This is a genomic window from Bosea sp. NBC_00550, from assembly GCF_026020075.1.
In the GTDB taxonomy this organism is placed as follows: domain Bacteria; phylum Pseudomonadota; class Alphaproteobacteria; order Rhizobiales; family Beijerinckiaceae; genus Allobosea.
Genome location: NZ_CP102772.1, coordinates 3,506,220 through 3,525,171 on the forward strand (window position 1 = coordinate 3,506,220; position 18,952 = coordinate 3,525,171).

Genomic DNA, 18,952 nt, shown 5'->3' on the forward strand with positions numbered 1-18,952 from the left:
TCAGCTCGGCAGCACGAGCACGCCCGCTGCGCCATCCTCGGCGCCGAAGGCGAGGCGCTTGCCGCCCTTGTCCCAGGCGAAAGCGCTGATGCCGCTGTCGCGCACGGCCGGTCGCACCAGCAACTCGGAGCCATCGGTCAGCCGCACCAGCAGGATACAGCCGTCGTCATAGCCGATCGCCAGAACCAGCGCGCCGGGATGGAAGGCGACGCGGGTGACGCGCGCATGGCGCACGCCGCATTCGCGCGGCGCCTTGCCCTGCGGCCCGTCGCCCTGAAACGGCCAGACGATCGCGCCGTCCGCGCCACTGGAGGCGAGCCAGAGCCCGTCATGCGACCAGGACAGCGAACGCGGCTTGGCCGGATAGCCGGTCATCCGCATATGCCCGGGCTTGTCGCCGAGCTTCCAGCCATGCAGCGCATTCTCCTGCATCGAGCTGACGACGAAGCGCCCGTCCGGGGACCAGGCGACATCGAGATGCGAACCCTTCCATTCCAGGAATTCCGGCTTCGCCTCGGTGTTGGGATACCAGAGCGAGACACCGTTCATCTGGGCGATGGCGAGGCGATAGCCCTTCGGCGCGAAGACGAGGCCCTGCGGCGTGCTCGCCGCTTCCAATGTGCGCACGCGGCCCTTCTCGTCGCGGGCATGCACGCTCTTGCCAGTGTTCCAGGCGAGATTGCCGGAGGCCGAGAGCGTGATCGCATCGATCCAGCGCCGCTTCGGGTCCTTCGCCAGCTCTTCCGGCTCGCCTTCGATGCGGGTTGCGACGACGCGCCCGTCATCGCCGCCGGTGATGAGCCGCTCGCCATCGCCCGTCGCCGACAGGATACCGCCGGCATGCGCCTCGACGCTGTCCGTCGTGCCGTCGCGCCAGCGCAGCACGCGCCCGTCGGCGAGCGCGAAGGCAAGGCCCTGCTTCAACCAGCGGATGGCGACGACATGGGTCTCGGCCGCGATGGGCGTGACATGCTCGCGCAGCGAGACGGTTTGGGCGATGGTGCTCATGCGGCCGGTCTAGCGCAGCTCGTTATCCGTGAAAACCACTGCGTCATCCCGGGTGACCGAAGGGAAACCCGGGATCCATGCCCCAGCGCTTCCGATGAAGGCTCAGGCATGGATCCCGGATCGGCGCAGCTTCGCTGCTGGTCCGGGATGACGACGGCGAGAATTGAGGCCTCAAGCCGCGCAGGCTTCAAACCCCTTGCGCAACTCATTCTCGTTGAGACCGCGCCCGATGAAGACGAGGCGGCTCTCGCGCTTCTCGCCATCCTTCCAGTCGCGCTGGAGATCGCCGTCGAGGATCATGTGCACGCCCTGGAAGACGAAGCGGCGCGGTTCGTCCTTGAAGGCGAGGATGCCCTTGGAGCGCAGGATGTTCGGTCCCTGGATCTGGGTGAGGTCATTGATCCACGGCATGAACTTCTCGGGATCGACCTCGCCCGGCACGGTCAGCGAGATCGAGCGGATATCCTCGGCATGATGATGGTGATGGCCGGATTCGAGGAAGTCAGGCTCGATGTCGAGAATGCGGTCGAGATCGAAGGCGTTGCGGTCGAGCAGTTGGTCGATCGCCACGTCGCAACGCTCGGCCTTGTGCAGCTTGGCATAGGGGTTGATCTTGCGGATTTGCGCCTCGACCTCTGCCAGTTCCTCGGCCGAGACGAGATCGGTCTTGTTGAGGATGATGACGTCGGCGAAGGCGATCTGGTTCTTGGCCTCCGGCGCGTCCTTCAGCCGGTCTTTCAGCCACTTCGCGTCGGTCACGGTGACGACGGCGTCGAGCCGGGTCGCGTCGCCGACATCCTGGTCGACGAAGAAGGTCTGGGCGACCGGCGCGGGATCGGCGAGACCGGTGGTCTCGACGATGATCGCGTCGAACTTGCCCTTGCGCTTCATCAGCCCGTCGAGAATGCGGATCAAATCGCCGCGCACGGTGCAGCAGATGCAGCCGTTGTTCATCTCGAAGATTTCCTCGTCGGCACCGACGATCAGGTCGCCATCGATGCCGGCCTCGCCGAACTCGTTGACGATGACGGCGAACTTCTTGCCGTGGTCCTCGGTCAGGATGCGGTTGAGGAGCGTGGTCTTGCCGGCGCCCAGATAGCCGGTGAGCACCGTGACGGGGATTTTCTCGGACATGACTTGACCTGAATGGCTGCGACGCTAGCGACGGCGCCGCCCGGTCAAGCCGGGCCGGCGGTCAGCGCCTTCTCGATCTCGCTTATATTGTGCTTCATCATCCGGATGTAAGTCCCCGCCGGACCCGACGCGTCGGACAGCGCATCCGAATAGAGCCGGCCGCCGACCTTGGCCCCGCTTTCCCGCGCGATCTGCTCGACGAGGCGGGGATTGGTGACGTTTTCGAGGAAGACGGCCGGGATCTTCTGCCCCTTCACCTGCCGGATGATGCGGGCGACGTCCCTGGCCGAGGCCTCGGCTTCGGTCGAGACGCCCTGCGGCGCGATGAAGGCGATGCCGTAGGCCTTGACGAAATAGCCGAAGGCATCATGCGTGGTGATCGCCTTGCGCCGGTCGGCGGGGATGCGGGCGACAGCCGCCTTCACCTCGCCTTCGAGCGTATTGAGCTCGGCCAGATAGGCCGCGGCATTGGCCTCGTAATTCGCCTTGCCCGCCGGATCGGCCGCGCTCAGCGCATCGCGGATATTGGCGACATAGAGCTTTGCATTGGCGATGTTCTGCCAGGCATGCGGATCGTCATGGCCATGCGCATGCGCCGGACCGCCCTTGCCCTTGTCGTCATGGTCGTCATCCGCCTCGAGCGGCGTGATGCCCTTGGTCGCTTCGAAGAGCGTGGCCTTCGTGCCCGAGGATTTGACGAGGCGCGGCAGCCAGCCCTCGAAATGCAGCCCGTTGACCACGACGAGCTTCGCGCCCGCCATCGCCTTGGCATCGCCCGGCGTCGGCGAATAGACATGCGCATCGCCGTCCGGGCCGACGAGAGTCGTCACGCTGACGCGCTCGCCGCCGATCTGCCGGACGAAGTCGCCCAGGATCGAGAAGCTCGCCACCACCGGCAGCTTCTCCTGCGCGAAAGCGCCGAAGGGCGCGGCGACTGCGGTCAGCCCCACGACAAGCCCGGCGATGAGGGCGCGACGGTTAGGCATCGAAGGTCTCCGCAAATGAAACGATATAACGTTTCTATCTCTGGAGATGGGCGCGAGGCAAGAGGCGGCGCGCAAGTCCGTCCTGCGATCCGAACAGGAGCGAACCGAGATAGATCGCGCCCGCCGCCAGGATGACGGAGGGACCGGCCGGCAGGCTGGAGCCCGCCGCATAAGACAGGACGAGACCGACATAGCCGGAAACCATGCCGAAACCGGCGGCGAGCAGCAGCAGTCTGGTGATATCCGCCGTCCAGAAGCGCGCCGCCGCGGCCGGCAGCATCATCATCCCGACGGCCAGCAATGTGCCCAGCGCATGGAAGCCCGCGACGAGGTTGAGCACGACGAGGGCGAGGAAGGTCAGGTGCACGATGCCGCCGGAGCGGCTGACCGAGCGCAGGAAGCCGGGATCGACGCATTCCAGCACCAGCGGCCGGTAGAGCGCCGCGAGCGTCAACAGAGAGATGGTGGCGACGCTGGCGAGCAGGATCAGCACCTGGTCGTCGAGCGCTAGCACATTGCCGAACAGCACATGCAGCAGGTCGATGGCCGAGCCGCGCAGCGAGACGATGGTAACGCCGAGCGCGAGCGAGATCAGGTAGAAGGCCGCGAGCGAGGCGTCCTCCTTGAGCACCGTCGCCCGCGCCACCGCGCCGGCCGCCAGCGCCACGGCGAAACCGGCCGCGAGACCGCCGATCGTCATCGCCGGCAGCGAGAACCCCGCGACGAGATAACCCAGCGCCGCGCCGGGCAGGATGGCATGCGCCATAGCATCGCCGGTCAGGCTCATCCGCCGGAGCATCAGGAAGACGCCGATCGGCGCGCCCGAGACCGACAGCGCCACGACGCCGACCAGGGCGCGGCGCATGAAGTCGAATTCGGCGAAGGGGCCGATGAGGAGATCGTAGAGCATTGGCCCGATCTGTACGTTCAGGCAGCGTCGCGCTGGCAGGGAGCGGCGTGGCTGTCGAAGGATTCGACCATGCGCCGCGCCCTCAGCAGGTTCTCCGCCGTCAGCACCGCGCCGGTCTCGCCCCAGGCGACGGCCTCGCGCGCCAGCAACAAGGTCCGCGGAAAGGCCTGCCGCACCGTCTCGATATCGTGCAGCACCGCCACGACCGTGCGGTTCTCGCCATGCCAGCGCCTCACCAGATCGAGCAGATCGGCGGTGGTGCGCGCATCGATGGCGGTGAAGGGTTCGTCGAGCAGGATGACGTCGGCATCCTGCAGCAGCAGGCGTGCGAACAGCGCGCGCTGCATCTGGCCGCCTGACAAAGTCCCGATCGGCCGGCGCTCGAAGCCGGTCAGGCCCACCGCCGCGATGGCATCGTCGATCTTCTGAGCCGCCCCGGCGCCGATGCGCCCGAAGAGGCCGGCGCGGTTCCACAGCCCCATGGCGACGAGGTCGTAGACATGGATCGGGAAGGAGCGGTCGAGATCGGCCGATTGCGGCAGGTAGGCGAGGCGCTTGCCCTTGGCGAGCGCGATGCCGCCAGACAGCGGCGCGAGCGCGCCCGCGATGCCTTTGAGCAGCGTCGATTTGCCGGCCCCGTTCGGCCCGACGATGGCGGTGAGGCTGCCGGTTTCGATCTCACCCGAAAGGTGATGCACCGCCGGATGACGGTCATATCCCAGCGTCAGATCTGTCAGGCGGATGGCGGACATCGAACGCAACTCGATCAGAGGATGACGGCCAGCGTCGCCAGCCACAGCACGGCGACGATGAGCGCCGCGAAACCAAGTCGCGCCGGCGCGGAAAGCCGCAGCAGCGAGAAACCGGGCTCGATCGCAACGGCATGCGAGTGATTGTGACTCTGCGACGGCATATGCACTGCTATAATATTACATTCGCCGCGGCGCAATGGCGGTCTGCCGGGCTGCCCCGACATTACAGCGAAAACGCTTGCATCAAGCGAGGTTTTGTACTCTATCTGTTCTAGTTGGCCGGGGGGGCTTATCATGACGTTGCCGGTGCTTGCGGTCGCGGGCGCGACCTTGCGGATCTCGGGCGCTTTCTGCTGCGCCATCCCTTGATGGTTCTGGTCGTGACGATATGCACGATCCCGATCCACCATCGGCTCGTGCTGGTGGAACGGGCGGGACAAGACGCGCCATGCTCGAAAACTTCGCGACATCGTGGCTTCTGAACGTTTCGTCGACGATCCTCTGGCTGCCGCTCTGCGTCCTTGCAGTACGGGAGGTCATCCTGGGACGGAACGTGGATTTCCGGATCGGCCGGCCTTCATTCGCGACTTTGCGGTACGGCGCCTATAACGTCGTGGCGCTCTCGGCCATGCTGGTGATTTCAAGCGACGTTCCAGCATCTTCGGTCATCATGGCTGCGAAGTTGGTTTTCGCGATAGCGTTGGCCTGGGTCCTGCTGAGGACGACGCTGGCATTCAGCGCCCTGGCGCTCGGCAGGCAGGATCTCGGCCTCGCCCAGTCCATCGCGAGAACGGGTGGGCTGACATGGCAGCTCCTGGCCATCGTCGTCTTGCCGGTGGCCGCGACGATGGCGTGCATCTTCGCGATCATGATCACCATGACGGACGTCTTGGATGCCGTCGACGGCGACGCCTATATCTACCTGCTCGCCTTCGCGGGTGTCGCAAGCGAACTCGGCGTTCTCGGAATCGCGATCGCGGGGGCGCATGTCTATCGCCTGCTCGAAGCTGGAGTTCCTCAGAACGGCAGGTACTGATAAAGCCAGGTCTCGGTCAGCACCGTATCGCCGGCCTTGAGATAGCAGCGCATCTCGACCGGATCATTGCCATCGACGGTGAGGTCGAACTGGGCGCGCCAGTGCCCGGGGACATCGTCCGGCACGGCCTCGGCGAAGATGTAGGAGAACGAGCCGCGCGAGGCCGAGAGCACCACCTCGGGCTTCACGCCGAAGGGAATGCTTTCCAGCGCCGGACCGAGAAACTCGACCATGAACTTGCGCACGCCCTTGGGGCGCGTCGTGCCGGGCTGGCCGCCATTGCCCAGGCGCGTCGCCACGACCCGGCCGAGCGAGGTCGGGAACGGCTCGTCCGCCATCCAGTGCAGCTTGTAGCGGTAATTATAGGCGCTCCCGGCCCTGGCAGGAGCCTCTGGCACCCACATCGCGACGATATTGTCGTGGATCTCGTCGTCGGTCGGGATCTCGATGAGCTGGACCGAGCCTTTGCCCCACTCCCCTTGCGTCTCGACCCAGAGGCTCGGGCGGCGCTCATAGAACACGCCGTCGAGGTAGTGGCCGACTTCGCGGTCGCGCTGCATAAGGCCGAAACCGCGCGGATTATTGTCGACGAAGGCCGAGGCCGTCGTGCGCGAGGGGTTGTTGAGCGGCCGCCAGGCGCGCTCGCCAGAACCGGTCCAGAGCGCGAGCCCGTCGGAATCATGCACCTCCGGGCGCCAGTCGACGGCGGTGCTCTTCGCCGTCTCGGAATACCAGTACATCGAGGTCAGAGGGGAGATGCCGAGGCGCTCGACATCCTTGCGCAGGTTCAGCGCGACCTCGATCTCCATGGTGACGCCCTTGCCGCGATGCATGCGGAAGCGATAGGCGCCGGCCACGCTCGGCCCCGAGAGCAGCGCATAAACCACGACATATTCGGCGCCGTCCTGCGGCGTTTCCAGCCAGATATGGGTGAAGTCCGGGAACTCCTCGGACCGCCCCGCGACCGCAGGGTCGATGGCGAGCCCGCGCGCCGAGAGCCCATACTGGTAGAGCTCGCCGATCGCCCGGAAATAGGAGGCGCCCAGGAAGGCGACCCAGTCGTTCTTCTTCCAGTCCAGCGTCTCGCCCTTGCGCCCGGGATGGCCGCTGCGGCTTTCCTGGAAGCGGAAGCCGGCAAATCCGGCGCCGGTCGGCAATTCGCGCGCCGGCGAGTCTACCGGCATCTCGAAATAGCTCTCATCGTAGACGATCTCGCGCGCCTTGCCGCCCTCGACGACATGCATGCGCACCGGCTTCTGGAAGTAGCGGCCGAGATGGAAGAAGGTCACCGGCCAGGGCGACGGGCCGTTCGCCCACAGCGCCATCTCGGGCTTGAACCTGATCTTGCCGTGCGCATCGTAATCGATCCGCTGAAGCACGTCCGGGCGCGGGCTCGGCGGCGCCTCATAGGGCTGCGCGGCCATCTGCTTCGCCCGCGCCTTCAGCGCCTCGAAGGTGAAATCCTGCGCCTGGCTGAGCTTCAGCCCCTGCTGCGCCAGCGCCTCCGGCGAGAAACCAAGCGCGGCCAGCGTCGCTGTCGCGCTCGCGCCAGCGAGAAGAGTCCGTCGATCGAGGCGAAACCTTTGGCTGCTGCCCTGCCCGGCGCGGTCCTGCATGTCGATCCTGATCTCTCTCGGTCCCAATGCCCGGCTAGCCTGTCCCAGGGGCAAGGGCAACCGCGCGAGGCCAGAGATAGTCAGCCAATCATGGCGAAACCAGTCCGGCCGTTGGGCTAAAGACGGAAAGCTCGGGTTGCCCGAACGCTTCCCCTTTCCCTGGCAGCATGCTCTAAAAATGCGACAACCGGCCGCATGAGCCGGAACGCATCTAGGGAGTCATCATGAGAATGCTGTTTCGCGGCCGGCACCTCGCCGGCCTTGCTGCCGCTGTCGCGCTCGCTGCCGCCCCGGTCGCCGCGAGCGCCCAGGAATTCATCAACATCCTGACCGGCGGCACCTCGGGCGTCTATTATCCGATGGGCGTCGCGCTCTCGAAGATCTACGGCGAGAAGATCCAGAACGTGCGGCCGACCGTCCAGGCGACCAAGGCCTCGGTCGAGAACCTCGTGCTGCTCCAGCAGGGCCGTGGCGAGATCGCCTTCACTCTGGGCGATTCGCTCGACGCCGCCTGGAAGGGCGATGAGGAAGCCGGCTTCAAGACGCCGCTGAAGAAGCTGCGCGGCATCACCGCGATCTATCCGAATTTCGTCCAGATCGTCGCCTCGAAGGAGAGCGGCATCAAGACGCTGGCCGATCTCAAGGGCAAGCGCCTCTCGGTCGGGGCGCCGAAATCCGGCACCGAGCTCAATGCCCGCGCCATCCTCGCCGCCGCCGGCATCACCTACAAGGATCTCGGCAAGATCGAATATCTGCCCTTCGCCGAATCGGTGGAGCTGATGAAGAACCGCCAGCTCGACGCCACGCTGCAATCAGCCGGCCTCGGCGTCGCCTCGCTGCGCGACCTCGCGACCTCGGTCGAGATCAACGTCGTCGAGGTGCCGAAGGCGGTCATCGACAAGGCCGGCCCGCCCTTCATCAGCGCCCCGATCCCGGCCAACACCTATACCGGCCAGACCAGCGACGTGAACACGGCCGCCGTGGTCAACTACCTCGTCACCCATGAGGGCGTGAAGGAAGAGCTGGTCTACCAGCTGACGAAGAACGTCTTCGAGAATCTGGGCGATCTCGCCGCCTCGCACTCGGCCGGCAAGGACATCAAGCTGGAGAAGGCACTCGACGGCATGCCGATCCCGCTCCACCCCGGCGCAGCCCGCTATCTCAAGGAAAAGGGCCTGAAGGTCGGTTCGTAAGACGCGCCATCCCGTGCGCGCTGCAGCGTGCAACGCTGCGGCGCGGACACGGGACCGTGTGACCGGAAGGCACCTCGTCTCAAAGACGATCCCGCATCTGCGCCGCGGCACTGACGTGCCGCAGCGCGTGCGGGATGACACAATGACACCGCCAGGACTTCGAACATGGCCACCGCCGATACCGACCAGTTGGAAGCCCTCTCCGGCGCCACCCCAGTCCCGATCGAGCATCCCGATCTCGACAATTTCGAGCATGGCTTCCCGCCCGGCTTCGGGCCGGGCGGCTGGGGGCTGGTGGCCTACGGCCTCGCCCTCGCCTTCGCCGCCTTCCAGATCGCGATCTCGGCCTGGAATTTCCTGCCGAGCCAGGCGGCGCGCGGCGTCCATGTCGGCTTCCTGCTGCTGCTCTCCTTCGGCCTCGTCGCCAATTTCCGGGCGAAGGACACGCCCGGCCGGCTGCTCGGCTGGGCGCTCGGCATCGTCGGCTTCGGCGTCGGCCTCTATCAGTGGATCTTCTACGCCGACCTGATCCTGCGCGACGGCGATCCCTCGACGCTGGACCTCGTCGTCGGCACGCTGCTGATCATCCTGATCTTCGAGGCGGCGCGCCGGCTGATGGGCAACGCCCTGCCGATCATGTGCGGCGTCTGCCTGCTCTACTGGTTCTTCGGCCAGTATCTGCCGGCGCCGTTCAACCATCGCGGCTATGGCTTTGACCAGATCATCGGCCACCTCTCCTTCGGCACCGAGGGCTTCTACGGCACGCCGATCTACGTCTCCGCGACCTATATCTTCCTCTTCATCGTCTTCGGCTCCTTCCTCGAGAAGGCCGGCATGATCCATCTCTTCAACGATGTCTCGCTCGGCATCTTCGGCGGCACGCGCGGCGGTCCCGCCAAGGTGGCGGTGTTCTCGTCGGGCCTGATGGGCATGATCTCCGGCTCCGGCGTCGCCAATGTCGTCACCGTCGGCCAGTTCACCATTCCGCTGATGATCAAGTTCGGCTACCGGCGCGCCTTCGCCGCCGGCGTGGAGGCCACCGCCTCGATGGGCGGGCAGATCATGCCGCCGGTGATGGGCGCCGTCGCCTTCATCATGGCCGAGACGCTGGGCGTCCCCTATGCCGAGATCGTCAAGGCGGCGGCGATCCCTGCCGTGCTCTATTTCGCCTCGGCCTTCTGGATGGTGCATCTCGAGGCCGGCAAGTATGGCCTCAGGGGCATCGAGCGCGCGCTGCTGCCGAGCCCGCTCAAGGCCCTGCGCGAGCGCTGGTATCTCGCCCTGCCGCTCGCCGTGCTGATCTTCATGCTGTTCCACGGCTTCACGCCGCTCTTCGCCGGCACGATGGGCCTGGCGCTGACGGTCGGCCTGCTCCTCGGCGCCGGCATCACCGCCGGCTTCACCACGCAGACGCTGCGCATCATCTTCTGGGTCGGACTCGGACTGATCGCCGCCGCGCTCTTCCGCGACGGCATGGACATCCGCATCGTCGCCGGGCTGATCGCGGTGCTGATCCTGCTGAACGCCTTCACCCTCGGCGGACGCGCGACGCTGGCGATCAGCCGCGATGCGCTCGCCGACAGTGCCAAGACCGCTTTGCCGGTCGGCATAGCCTGCGCCATCGTCGGCACCATCATCGGCCTGATGACGCAGACCGGCATCGGCACCACCTTCGGCGCCTGGATCATCGGGCTCGGCCAGCACAGCCTGTTCCTGGCGCTTATCCTGACCATGATCCTGTCGATCCTGCTCGGCACCGGCATCCCGACGATCCCGACCTACATCATCGTCGCGGCGCTCGCGGCTCCCGCGCTGGAAAAGCTCGGCGTGCCGCTGATCGTCAGCCACATGTTCGCCTTCTACTACGGCATCATGGCCGATCTCTCGCCGCCAGTGGCGCTGGCAGCGCTGGCCGCCGCGCCGATCGCCAAGGAGAACCCCGACAAGATCGGCTGGGAGGCGATGCGCGTCGCGCTCGCGGGCTACGTCATCCCCTTCATCGCCGTCTATTCGCCGGCGCTGATGCTGCAGAACGGCGACCCGATGGCGGCCGTGATCGGTTTCTGGCCTGCGGTCGTCTACGCCACCTTCAAGGCGACGGTCGCCATCGGCCTCTTCGGCATGGTCGCGATCGGCTACCTGTTCGGGCGGCTGAGCCTGATCGAGCGGGTGCTGTCCTTCGGCGCAGCGGTGCTGCTGTTCGGCGAGTTCAGCTATAGCGACCCGCTCGGCTACGCGCTGGGAGCTGCCATCGTGCTGCGGCACTGGTTCGCGGCGCGCAAGGCCGAGACCGCCGCCGCATGAGCCTGTGCCTCGCGGCCGGCGCGCTCGTGGTCGTGCTCGGCCATGGCGAGATCACGCTCGGCTGGCGCCATTCGGTGCAGAAGACGCTGTGGGAAGAGGTCTGGCGCGAGACACCGGCCGGTCTCGAACTCGCGGAAGCGCGCATCGAAGGCTCGGGCGCCGGCATGGACCCGCCGGAGGGCGCCCGCCTGATCGACGGTTTCTGGCGCTGGCATCCGGCGTTGCCGCCGCTCAAGGAGGTGGTGATGCGCCGCTCAGGCGCCACGGCCGACTGGCGCATCTGCATCGCCGGCCAGTGCCGCCCGATGGGCGACTACCTGCCGGCGGACGCTGACCCGGTCACGCTGAAGCTCTGCGAGTAGAGGCCGTCATTCTCGGGCGAAGCGAAGCGCAGACCCGAGAATCTCAGGACGAGAAGAAGCTGGTTTCCGAGATGCTCGGGTCAAGCCCGAGCATGACGCAAGCTCAGTCGACGTCCGTCAGATGCTCGATCTTGAGCATGCGGCGCATCAGGTTGAGCATCCCATAGGCCGCGAAGACCGAGAAGATCGCCATCATGATGTATTCGAAGATGGTGCCGAGATCGAAAAGGCCTGCCAGCGCCCAGCCGGCCGCCAGGGCCACGCCGAACAATTCGACGGCGATCAGGATCCCGAACGAGGTCACCATGACCAGGTTGCGCCAGTTCGTGTGCCGTCCGGCCATGCTGTCCTTCCTTCGAGCGCGAGCACCTCAAGCGGTCATGCGCTGCACGCACCTAGCGGAGCTTGCCGCGCCATGCAACAAAATCGCGCCAGCCGACCAGATGGGCATGGCTTCGGAGATTGAAAAGCCCTGATGCGCGAAACGCCAGTCTTCGCTTCGGCCGCGGTCGCCGCGCCTCACCGCCTCGCCTCGGAGGCCGGGCGCGCCATTTTGGCCGAAGGCGGCAACGCCATCGAGGCCATGGTCGCGATGGCCGCCACGATCGCCGTGGTCTACCCCCATATGAACGGCATCGGCGGCGACGGTTTCTGGCTGGTGCACGAACCCGGCGGGCGGATGCACGGCATCGAAGCCTGCGGCCCGGCGGGCTCCCTCGCCACCATCGAGCATTATCGCCGCCGTGACTACGACGTCATTCCCTCGCGGGGGCCGGAAGCGGCTCTCACGGTCGCCGGAGCCATCGGCGGCTGGCAGCTCGCGCTCGACCTTTCCCGTTCGCTGGGCGGGCGCCTGCCCCTGCGCGACCTGCTCCTCGATGCCATCGGCCATGGCCGCGAGGGCTATGAGATCTCCGGCTCCGAGCTCGGCAACCAGCCCAACGAGCTGGACGCGCTGAAGGCCGCGCCCGGCTTCTTGCCCGCCTTCTGGATCGATGGCGCGCCGCCGAAGCCCGGCGCTCGCCGCAAGCCGGAGACCTTGGCCGCGACGCTGCAGCAGCTCGCCGATGCCGGCCTCGACGATTTCTACCGCGGCGATGTCGGCCATGAGATCGCCGCCGATCTCGAGCGCATGGGTGCACCGATCGCCCGCGCCGATCTCGATCGCTACCGCGCCCGGAGCGTCGCGCCACTGGCACTGAAGCTGCCCGGCCTCATGGTCTACAACCTGCCGCCGCCGACGCAGGGACTGGCCTCCCTGCTCATCCTCGGCATCTTCGAGCGGCTCGGCCCGGTGAAGCTCGACAGCTTCGAGCATCATCACGGGCTGATCGAGGCGACGAAGCGCGCCTTCGCCATCCGCGACCGCTACGTCACCGACCCGACCCAGCTCGATCATCCCCCAGCCGATTTCCTGAGCGACGCCGCTCTGGCGCGCGAGGCGGCCGCCATCGACAGGAAGCGGGCGGCGAAACTGCCGCTGCGCAACGGCGACGGCGACACGGTCTGGATGGGCGCCATCGACGCCAACGGCCTCGCCGTCTCCTACATCCAGTCGATCTATTGGGAGTACGGCTCCGGCTGCGTCCTGCCGCGCACCGGCATCCATTGGCAGAACCGCGGCGTCTCCTTCTCGCTGGACAAGAAGGCGGCCAATCCGCTGGCGCCCGGCCGCAAGCCCTTCCACACGTTGAACCCCGCCCTTGCCGGTTTCGCCGACGGCCGCATCCTGCCCTATGGCTCGATGGGCGGCGACGGCCAGCCGCAGTTCCAGGCGCAGATCCTGTCGCGCTACCGCGCCGGCCAGAACCTCGCCACGGCCGTGGACGCGCCGCGCTGGCTCTTCGGCAAGACCTGGGGCGCCAGCTCGACCAGCCTCAAATTCGAGAGCCGCTTCGAATCGTCGCTGCTGGAGCGGCTCGACGCCGCCGGCCATCCGATCACCGAGACCGGCCAGGCCTATTCAGAAGGCTTCGGCCATGCCGGCATGCTGGTGAAGCACGCCAAGGGCCATGTCGAGGCGGTGCATGATCCGCGCTCCGACGGCGATTCCAGGGGGATCTGACGCCAGATGACTTTCGACGATCCGTTCCGCTGTTTCGTCCCTTATCCCGACGCGCCGGTGAAGCATGCCGTCGCCGGGCCCCTCGCCGGGCTGACTCTGGCGGTGAAGGATCTCTTCGACGTCAAGGGCTATCCGACCGGGGCCGGCTCGCCGCTCGTGCTCGCGCAGTCCGGCATCAAGACGAAGACCGCGCCGATCGTGAAGGACCTGCTCCAGGCCGGCGCCCGCTTCGTCGGCAAAACCCATACGGACGAGCTCGCCTTCTCGCTCAACGGCCAGAACGCGCATTTCGGCTCGCCCATCAATCCCGCCGCGCCCGAGCGTATCACCGGCGGCTCCTCCTGCGGCTCGATGGCGGCCGTGGCGGGGCGCCTCGCCGATATCGGGCTGGGCTCGGACACCGGCGGCTCGGTGCGTGCGCCGGCGAGCTATGGCGGCCTCTTCGGCATCCGCCCCACTCATGGCCGGCTCTCGCTGAAGCGAAGCTGGCCACTGGCCGAAAGCCTCGACACGCCCGGCTGGTTCGCCCGTGACGGTGACGTTTTCGCCCGCGTCGCCAATGTGCTGCTTGGTCTGGACCGGACCGAACTGCCGGAAACCCCGCGCCTGCTGCTCGCCGACGACATGTTCGCCCAGGCCGTGCCTGAAGCCGAGACGATCCTGCGCAACGTCGTGCAGCGGGCGATTCCCACGCTCGGCCAGCCCGAGGGCGTCAAGCTCGTCCGCGACCTCGACCCGCTCTACTGGGCCTTCCGCTGGATCCAGGGCCGCGAGGCCTGGATCGCCGACGGCGCCATGATCGAGCGCTTCGCCCCGCCGCTCGGGCCGGGCGTGAAGGAGCGCTTCGCCTTCTCGAAGGCGGTGACCGACGCCGAATATGCCAGGGGCGAGGCCACTCGCAAGACCTTCCGCGCCAAGCTCTCGCGGCTGCTGGCGCAGGACGGCGTGCTGATCCTGCCGACCATGCCGGACGTCGCGCCGCTGATCGGTGCGAAGGAGTCGGAGCTTGAGGATTTCCGCAACCGGGCGCTGCGGCTGCTCTGTCTCTCCGGCCTTTCAGGCTTTCCGCAGGTCACCATCCCCGTGGCGCAGCGCGAGGGTGCCCCGCTCGGCCTGTCGCTGATAGGCCCGAAGGGCTCCGACCGGTCGCTCGTCGCCTTCGCCGTGCGCTACGAGCAAGCCGCCCGCATCCGGATCGCCTGAGAGGAGGTCGCCATGAGCGGACACCACCATGATCACGACCACAGCCACGACAACCACTTCACCGCCATCGAGGCGCGGGTGAAGGCGTTGGAGACGCTGATGGTCGAGAAGGGCTATGTCGATCCCGCCGCGCTCGACGCCATCATCGAGACCTACGAGACCAAGGTCGGCCCGCGCGACGGGGCCCGCATCGTCGCCAGGGCCTGGACGGACCCGGCCTATGCCGATCGCCTCAAGGCTGATGGCACGGCGGCGGCCGCCGAACTCGGCTATGGCGGGCGCGGCGGCGAGCACATCGTCGCCTGCTTCAACACCCCCGAGCAGCACAACCTCATCGTCTGCACGCTGTGCTCCTGCTATCCTTGGCCGGTGCTGGGGCTGCCGCCGGTCTGGTACAAATCCCCGCCCTATCGCGCCAAGGCGGTGATCGACCCGCGCGGCACCATCGCCGATTTCGGCGTGACGTTGCCGGAGAACCAGCGCATCCGCGTCTGGGATTCGACCGCCGAAACCCGCTTCATCGTCATCCCCCTGCGCCCGGCCGGCACCGAGGGCTGGAGCGAGGAAAAGCTGGCGAGCATCGTCAGCCGCGATTCGATGATCGGGACCGGCCTGCCCCACTTGGAGGATGCGGCGGAGGGCACAGCATGAACAGCGCCCATGACCTCGGCGGCCAGATGGCCTTCGGCCCTGTCGTGCCGGAGCCGAACGAGCCGGTCTTCCACGGCGACTGGGAAAAGCGCGTCCTTGCGATCAACGTCGCGGCCGGCGCCATGGGCGCCTGGTCGATCGACGAGATCCGCCACGCCCGCGAGAGCCTGCCGCCGGCGCAGTATCTCTCCTCGACCTATTACGAGATCTGGCTCGCCGCGCTCGACAAGGTGCTGGTCAAGCACGGCTTCCTCACAGCCAAAGAGCTCGCCTCCGGCAAGCCTGCGCCAGAGCGCCGCGAGCCGAAGCGCGTGCTCAAGGGCGAGGAGGTCGCTGGCGTGCTCCGCCGCGGCTTCCCCTATGAGCGCGAACCCAAGGCACCTGCGCGTTTCGCCGTCGGCGACAAGGTCCGCACCATCGTGATGCACCCGCAGCACCACACCCGCCTGCCGCGCTATGCCCGCGGCAAGGAAGGCCTGATCGAGCGCGTCACCGGCTGCCATGTCTTCCCGGATACGGGCGCCCAAGGGCAACCCGAGACGGCGCAGTGGCTCTACACCGTCGTCTTCGACGGCCGCGCACTCTGGGGCCGCGACGCCGATCCCACCTCCACCGTCAGCATCGAGGCCTGGGAGAGCTATCTTGAGCCGGCCTGAGACCGATCTGGCGCAGGCATTGGCCGCCGATACGCCGATCCCGCGCGATGCCGAGGGTCCGATCTTCGCCGAGCCCTGGCAGGCCCAGGCCTTCGCTCTTGTCGTCGCGCTCCAGAACAGGGGCGTCTTCACCGCCGATGAATGGGCGCAGGCTCTCGGTGCCGAAATCCGCGAGGCGCTCGCTGCCGGCGGCTGCCGTGACGGCTCGGATTATTACGAGCGCTGGTGCGAGGCGCTGGAGCATCTGCTGATCGAGAAGGGCCTCGCCTCGCATGACGGCGTCGATGCGCTCGCTGCCTCCTGGGCCCGCGCCGCCGAGGCGACGCCGCACGGCAAGCCGATCCTGCTGGAAAATGATCCGCAGCGTCAGACGGAAGCGCCATCGATCAGGTAAAGCGTTATAATCGGAGAGAACGCCGACAGGGCGTCGTCACAACCTGGGAGAACCCCGATGAAGACGCGCCTTGCCGCCGGGCTGCTCGCCGCCGCCCTCATGTCCTGGGGCTCCGCTCTGGCCGCCGATCCCGCACTCAACGACGCGATCCCGAAGCTGACTCGCGCGACGCCATGGCAGCAGAAGGCGGCGATAACCCTGCAGTTCCCGACCTTCCACCCGCAGGGCATGGTCAAGATCGGCGACGCCTTCTTCGTCTCCTCCGTCGACATCCGCAAGCCGACGACGCGCTTCCCGACTCCGCAGGGCGGCTATGACCGCGACACCGGCGAAGGCGTGGGCCATCTCTTCAAGGTCGATGCCGAAGGCCGCCTTCTGGCCGATCTCACGCTTGGCGAGGGCTCGATCTACCACCCCGGCGGAATCGACTTCGACGGCCAGCATATCTGGGTGCCCGTCGCCGAGTACCGGCCCAATAGCCAGTCGATCATCTACAAGGTCGACCCGGCGACGATGAAGGCCACCGAGGTGTTCCGCTTCAAGGACCATATCGGCGGCATCGTCCACAACACCGACGACAAATCGCTGCACGGCGTCAGCTGGGGCTCGCGTCGCTTCTACAAATGGCCGCTCGACACCGAGGACAAGGTGACCAATGCCGGAACGCCGCCGGAGCAGCTGCGCGTGCCCAACCCCGCGCTCTATATCGACTATCAGGATTGCCACTTCCTCGGTCGCAGCAGGATGCTCTGCGCCGGCCTCAACACCTACCGGACAGCACCGGATGCCCCGGTCTTCCGGCTTGGCGGGTTCGAGATCGTCGATTTGCGCGACAACCGACCGGTCTACCAGCTCCCGATCGAGCTCTGGTCGCCATCCGGGTTGCCGATGACGCAGAATCCGTTCTGGGTCGAGCCCGCCGGTCAGGGCGTGCGCGCCTACTTCATGCCGGATGACGACAAGTCGACGCTCTTCGTTTACGAGGCGGCGCCGTAGCGCTCAGCCTCCCATCCCGCCGACCCACAGGCCGGTGAAGAGCGCCGTGCCCAGCACGGCGACGAAGGCGGCGGCGAGGAGTTCGAGTCCGGCAATCAATCGCGCCGAGCGCAGGCTGCCGCCGCCGGCGAATTTCAGCGCCGCGAACTTGAAGAAGACGGCGAAGGCGGCAAGCGCCCCTGTGGTGATCGCCGTGCCCAGCGCCATTGCGAAAGTCGCGGCGACACCAGCCCAGAACAACCCCTGCGAGGCTGCGAAGACGAGGATGATCAGCGCCCCCGCGCAAGGGCGCGAACCCGCCGCCAGCACGACGCCGGCCATGTCGCGCCAGCCCGCGAGCCGCGCGACCGCATCGGCGTCCGGCATATGGACGTGGTCGCAGGCCGCCGGATCATGCGCGGACGCACCGGCTTCGAGCCCGACCAAGGCTCCCGCCTTCCGCCAGAGCATCAGGAACCCGACCAGCGCAACCAGCAGGAAGCTGCCCTGCTCGATCATGCTCGTCGCCGCGTTCATCTGCATGGCCGTGATCCTCAGCAGAAGCGTCGCCACGGCCACGATCGCGATCGCGACGACAGCCTGCAGCAGCGCCGCGGCGAAGCTCAGGCCGAGCCCCCGCTTCAGGCTGCGATTGTCGGCGACGATATAGCCGGAGATCACCGCCTTGCCGTGACCCGGCCCGGCCGCGTGGAAGACGCCGTAACCGAAGGAGAGCCCGAGCAGCCCCCATAACGCCCCCGGCGCCGTCGCGATCGCCTTCAGCGTCGCCGTCAGCTCGCGATAGAAGCTCGATTGCCAGGCGATGAGCAAAGCGCCGAAGCCGGTCGTCGAGGGCAGTGCCTCGCGCGGCAGGGCCGTGCCGAAAGGATTGCGCGGCGGAGGTGGAGGCGGCGGGCTCACCGCCGCTATCGCCATCGCCAAGGCGGTCAGCACACCGGCGACCAGCAGCAGCGCCAGCACGCAGGCGATCAGCCTGCGCGGCAGCAGAGCGCCGGCAGGGCGAGCGGTTTCGGCCGGCGTCAGGGACATGCAACCAGCGCCCGCGTCGTCACCTCAAGCCCGCTGACATCCGGCGTCGCGGTGATATCGGCCTCGGCGAGGCGCTTCTGGGTGGCATCGTCGAGCTTGGGCGGCCGGTTGACGCGCACCACGCAGCCCTGCGGCGCGTCCTTGGTGACGACCGCATCCGGGGCATCCACGATGGTGAAGGCAACGAAATAGGTGGGGTCGCCGATCTCGATGCCGAAGGAGCGCGCCTTCGACGGACTTTTCAGCGGCAGCGTGTAGACCAGCGTCAGGATCTTGTTTTCATAGGACATCACCTGCTCGCCCGGCGCGCCGAACTCCTGTTTCCGGCCGTTGAGCTTGGCGGCCGTGAAGAACTCGACATCCGGCAGCGATTCGACATTGATCTTGGCGAGTTCGGAGAGTTCGTCCGAGGTCAGCTTGCCATCGCCGTTCTTGTCGAGACCCTGGGTGATATAGGCCGAATAGGCCTCGTCGAAGCTCCAGTGATGCCGGATCGCCCGAACAGAGCCGTCCGGAGCAAAGACGATCTCGGCCTTGGCATTGACGAAGACATGCGGATGCGCCGCCGCCGGCCCCGCCATGGCGGCCAGCAGGAGCCCGGTCAGGGCTGTCAGATAGGCGCGTCGCATCATGGGCGAACCCCTCCAAGCTCCGGCA

General features: G+C 67.0%; 20 protein-coding genes. 10 read left to right on the top strand and 10 right to left on the bottom strand.

The features are described 5' to 3' along the window. From NWE53_RS16835 to NWE53_RS16860, 6 genes are all read right to left on the bottom strand, one after another. Positions 1-1,008, bottom strand: coding sequence for a WD40 repeat domain-containing protein (locus NWE53_RS16835; protein ID WP_265050526.1), 1,008 nt, complete (start codon positions 1,006-1,008; stop codon positions 1-3). Positions 1,009-1,179: 171 nt separating this feature from the next. Continuing rightward, positions 1,180-2,142, bottom strand: coding sequence for a CobW family GTP-binding protein (locus NWE53_RS16840; RefSeq protein WP_265050527.1), 963 nt, complete (start codon positions 2,140-2,142; stop codon positions 1,180-1,182). 44 nt (positions 2,143-2,186) lie between these two features. Then, a complete protein-coding gene (locus NWE53_RS16845) occupies positions 2,187-3,128 on the bottom strand; it encodes a metal ABC transporter substrate-binding protein (protein WP_265050528.1) in 942 nt (313 codons plus the stop codon). A 34-nt stretch (positions 3,129-3,162) separates the two neighbouring features. Then, positions 3,163-4,038 (bottom strand): metal ABC transporter permease, encoded by an 876-nt coding sequence (locus NWE53_RS16850; protein WP_265050529.1) that lies wholly within the window; start codon positions 4,036-4,038, stop codon positions 3,163-3,165. A 17-nt stretch (positions 4,039-4,055) separates the two neighbouring features. Beyond that, complete coding sequence (gene aztA, locus NWE53_RS16855) at positions 4,056-4,790, bottom strand: zinc ABC transporter ATP-binding protein AztA (RefSeq protein ID WP_265050530.1); 735 nt, start codon at positions 4,788-4,790, stop codon at positions 4,056-4,058. Between the two features lie 14 nt (positions 4,791-4,804). After that, positions 4,805-5,230 (bottom strand): hypothetical protein, encoded by a 426-nt coding sequence (locus NWE53_RS16860; RefSeq protein ID WP_265050531.1) that lies wholly within the window; start codon positions 5,228-5,230, stop codon positions 4,805-4,807. 8 nt (positions 5,231-5,238) lie between these two features. Between NWE53_RS16860 and NWE53_RS16865 the strand changes: the two genes are divergently transcribed. Then, positions 5,239-5,826: a hypothetical protein gene (locus tag NWE53_RS16865; protein ID WP_265050532.1), complete on the top strand. Its 588-nt coding sequence runs from the start codon at positions 5,239-5,241 to the stop codon at positions 5,824-5,826. Here NWE53_RS16865 and NWE53_RS16870 read toward each other — a convergent pair. Beyond that, on the bottom strand, positions 5,808-7,442 hold the full coding sequence (locus tag NWE53_RS16870) for an OpgD/OpgG family glucan biosynthesis protein (RefSeq protein WP_265050533.1): 1,635 nt from the start codon (positions 7,440-7,442) through the stop codon (positions 5,808-5,810). The genes NWE53_RS16865 and NWE53_RS16870 overlap by 19 nt on opposite strands. 224 nt (positions 7,443-7,666) lie before the next feature. Here NWE53_RS16870 and NWE53_RS16875 point away from each other — a divergent pair, with 224 nt between their 5' ends. The 3 genes from NWE53_RS16875 (at position 7,667) to NWE53_RS16885 (ending at position 11,301) form a co-directional block, all read left to right on the top strand. Further along, on the top strand, positions 7,667-8,635 hold the full coding sequence (locus tag NWE53_RS16875) for a TAXI family TRAP transporter solute-binding subunit (protein WP_265050534.1): 969 nt from the start codon (positions 7,667-7,669) through the stop codon (positions 8,633-8,635). 165 nt (positions 8,636-8,800) lie between these two features. Beyond that, positions 8,801-10,939 (top strand): TRAP transporter permease, encoded by a 2,139-nt coding sequence (locus NWE53_RS16880; protein WP_265050535.1) that lies wholly within the window; start codon positions 8,801-8,803, stop codon positions 10,937-10,939. Further along, complete coding sequence (locus NWE53_RS16885) at positions 10,936-11,301, top strand: DUF1850 domain-containing protein (protein ID WP_265050536.1); 366 nt, start codon at positions 10,936-10,938, stop codon at positions 11,299-11,301. Before NWE53_RS16880 ends, NWE53_RS16885 begins: the two co-directional genes overlap by 4 nt. A gap of 103 nt (positions 11,302-11,404) precedes the next feature. On the opposite strand, the gene NWE53_RS16890 is transcribed toward NWE53_RS16885, so the two are convergent. Continuing rightward, positions 11,405-11,644: a hypothetical protein gene (locus NWE53_RS16890; RefSeq protein ID WP_265050537.1), complete on the bottom strand. Its 240-nt coding sequence runs from the start codon at positions 11,642-11,644 to the stop codon at positions 11,405-11,407. 132 nt (positions 11,645-11,776) lie between these two features. Between NWE53_RS16890 and NWE53_RS16895 the strand changes: the two genes are divergently transcribed. Genes NWE53_RS16895 through NWE53_RS16920 form a run of 6 tightly spaced genes read left to right on the top strand, consistent with a single transcriptional unit; the run spans position 11,777 to position 17,266 of the window. Then, positions 11,777-13,366, top strand: a complete 1,590-nt coding sequence (locus tag NWE53_RS16895; protein WP_265050538.1) for a gamma-glutamyltransferase family protein — start codon at positions 11,777-11,779, stop codon at positions 13,364-13,366. A gap of 6 nt (positions 13,367-13,372) precedes the next feature. Then, the gene (locus NWE53_RS16900; protein WP_265050539.1) at positions 13,373-14,569 is read left to right on the top strand and encodes an amidase; all 1,197 of its coding nucleotides are present in this window, start codon (positions 13,373-13,375) and stop codon (positions 14,567-14,569) included. A gap of 12 nt (positions 14,570-14,581) precedes the next feature. Further along, entirely contained in the window at positions 14,582-15,220 is a 639-nt protein-coding gene (nthA, locus tag NWE53_RS16905; RefSeq protein WP_265050540.1) for a nitrile hydratase subunit alpha, read from the top strand. Continuing rightward, on the top strand, positions 15,217-15,876 hold the full coding sequence (gene nthB / locus NWE53_RS16910; RefSeq protein ID WP_265050541.1) for a nitrile hydratase subunit beta: 660 nt from the start codon (positions 15,217-15,219) through the stop codon (positions 15,874-15,876). Before nthA ends, nthB begins: the two co-directional genes overlap by 4 nt. After that, complete coding sequence (locus NWE53_RS16915) at positions 15,863-16,270, top strand: nitrile hydratase accessory protein (RefSeq protein WP_265050542.1); 408 nt, start codon at positions 15,863-15,865, stop codon at positions 16,268-16,270. Before nthB ends, NWE53_RS16915 begins: the two co-directional genes overlap by 14 nt. A 57-nt stretch (positions 16,271-16,327) precedes the next feature. Further along, positions 16,328-17,266, top strand: coding sequence for a DUF6454 family protein (locus NWE53_RS16920; RefSeq protein WP_265050543.1), 939 nt, complete (start codon positions 16,328-16,330; stop codon positions 17,264-17,266). A 3-nt stretch (positions 17,267-17,269) separates the two neighbouring features. Here the strand turns inward: NWE53_RS16920 and NWE53_RS16925 are convergent, their stop codons facing one another. Both NWE53_RS16925 and NWE53_RS16930 read right to left on the bottom strand, forming a co-directional pair. Next, a complete protein-coding gene (locus NWE53_RS16925; protein ID WP_265050544.1) occupies positions 17,270-18,295 on the bottom strand; it encodes a nickel/cobalt transporter in 1,026 nt (341 codons plus the stop codon). Then, complete coding sequence (locus tag NWE53_RS16930; RefSeq protein WP_265050545.1) at positions 18,286-18,927, bottom strand: DUF1007 family protein; 642 nt, start codon at positions 18,925-18,927, stop codon at positions 18,286-18,288. Before NWE53_RS16930 ends, NWE53_RS16925 begins: the two co-directional genes overlap by 10 nt. Between the last annotated feature and the right edge of the window lie 25 nt (positions 18,928-18,952).

Coding starts and splice junctions, on each gene's coding strand:
- NWE53_RS16835 (WP_265050526.1), bottom strand. CDS start 1,008: ATGAGCACCATCGCCCAAACCGTCTCGCTGCGCGAGCATGTCACGCCC.
- NWE53_RS16840 (WP_265050527.1), bottom strand. CDS start 2,142: ATGTCCGAGAAAATCCCCGTCACGGTGCTCACCGGCTATCTGGGCGCC.
- NWE53_RS16845 (WP_265050528.1), bottom strand. CDS start 3,128: ATGCCTAACCGTCGCGCCCTCATCGCCGGGCTTGTCGTGGGGCTGACC.
- NWE53_RS16850 (WP_265050529.1), bottom strand. CDS start 4,038: ATGCTCTACGATCTCCTCATCGGCCCCTTCGCCGAATTCGACTTCATG.
- aztA (WP_265050530.1), bottom strand. CDS start 4,790: ATGTCCGCCATCCGCCTGACAGATCTGACGCTGGGATATGACCGTCAT.
- NWE53_RS16865 (WP_265050532.1), top strand. CDS start 5,239: ATGCTCGAAAACTTCGCGACATCGTGGCTTCTGAACGTTTCGTCGACG.
- NWE53_RS16870 (WP_265050533.1), bottom strand. CDS start 7,442: ATGCAGGACCGCGCCGGGCAGGGCAGCAGCCAAAGGTTTCGCCTCGAT.
- NWE53_RS16875 (WP_265050534.1), top strand. CDS start 7,667: ATGAGAATGCTGTTTCGCGGCCGGCACCTCGCCGGCCTTGCTGCCGCT.
- NWE53_RS16880 (WP_265050535.1), top strand. CDS start 8,801: ATGGCCACCGCCGATACCGACCAGTTGGAAGCCCTCTCCGGCGCCACC.
- NWE53_RS16885 (WP_265050536.1), top strand. CDS start 10,936: ATGAGCCTGTGCCTCGCGGCCGGCGCGCTCGTGGTCGTGCTCGGCCAT.
- NWE53_RS16890 (WP_265050537.1), bottom strand. CDS start 11,644: ATGGCCGGACGGCACACGAACTGGCGCAACCTGGTCATGGTGACCTCG.
- NWE53_RS16895 (WP_265050538.1), top strand. CDS start 11,777: ATGCGCGAAACGCCAGTCTTCGCTTCGGCCGCGGTCGCCGCGCCTCAC.
- NWE53_RS16900 (WP_265050539.1), top strand. CDS start 13,373: ATGACTTTCGACGATCCGTTCCGCTGTTTCGTCCCTTATCCCGACGCG.
- nthA (WP_265050540.1), top strand. CDS start 14,582: ATGAGCGGACACCACCATGATCACGACCACAGCCACGACAACCACTTC.
- nthB (WP_265050541.1), top strand. CDS start 15,217: ATGAACAGCGCCCATGACCTCGGCGGCCAGATGGCCTTCGGCCCTGTC.
- NWE53_RS16920 (WP_265050543.1), top strand. CDS start 16,328: ATGAAGACGCGCCTTGCCGCCGGGCTGCTCGCCGCCGCCCTCATGTCC.
- NWE53_RS16925 (WP_265050544.1), bottom strand. CDS start 18,295: ATGTCCCTGACGCCGGCCGAAACCGCTCGCCCTGCCGGCGCTCTGCTG.
- NWE53_RS16930 (WP_265050545.1), bottom strand. CDS start 18,927: ATGATGCGACGCGCCTATCTGACAGCCCTGACCGGGCTCCTGCTGGCC.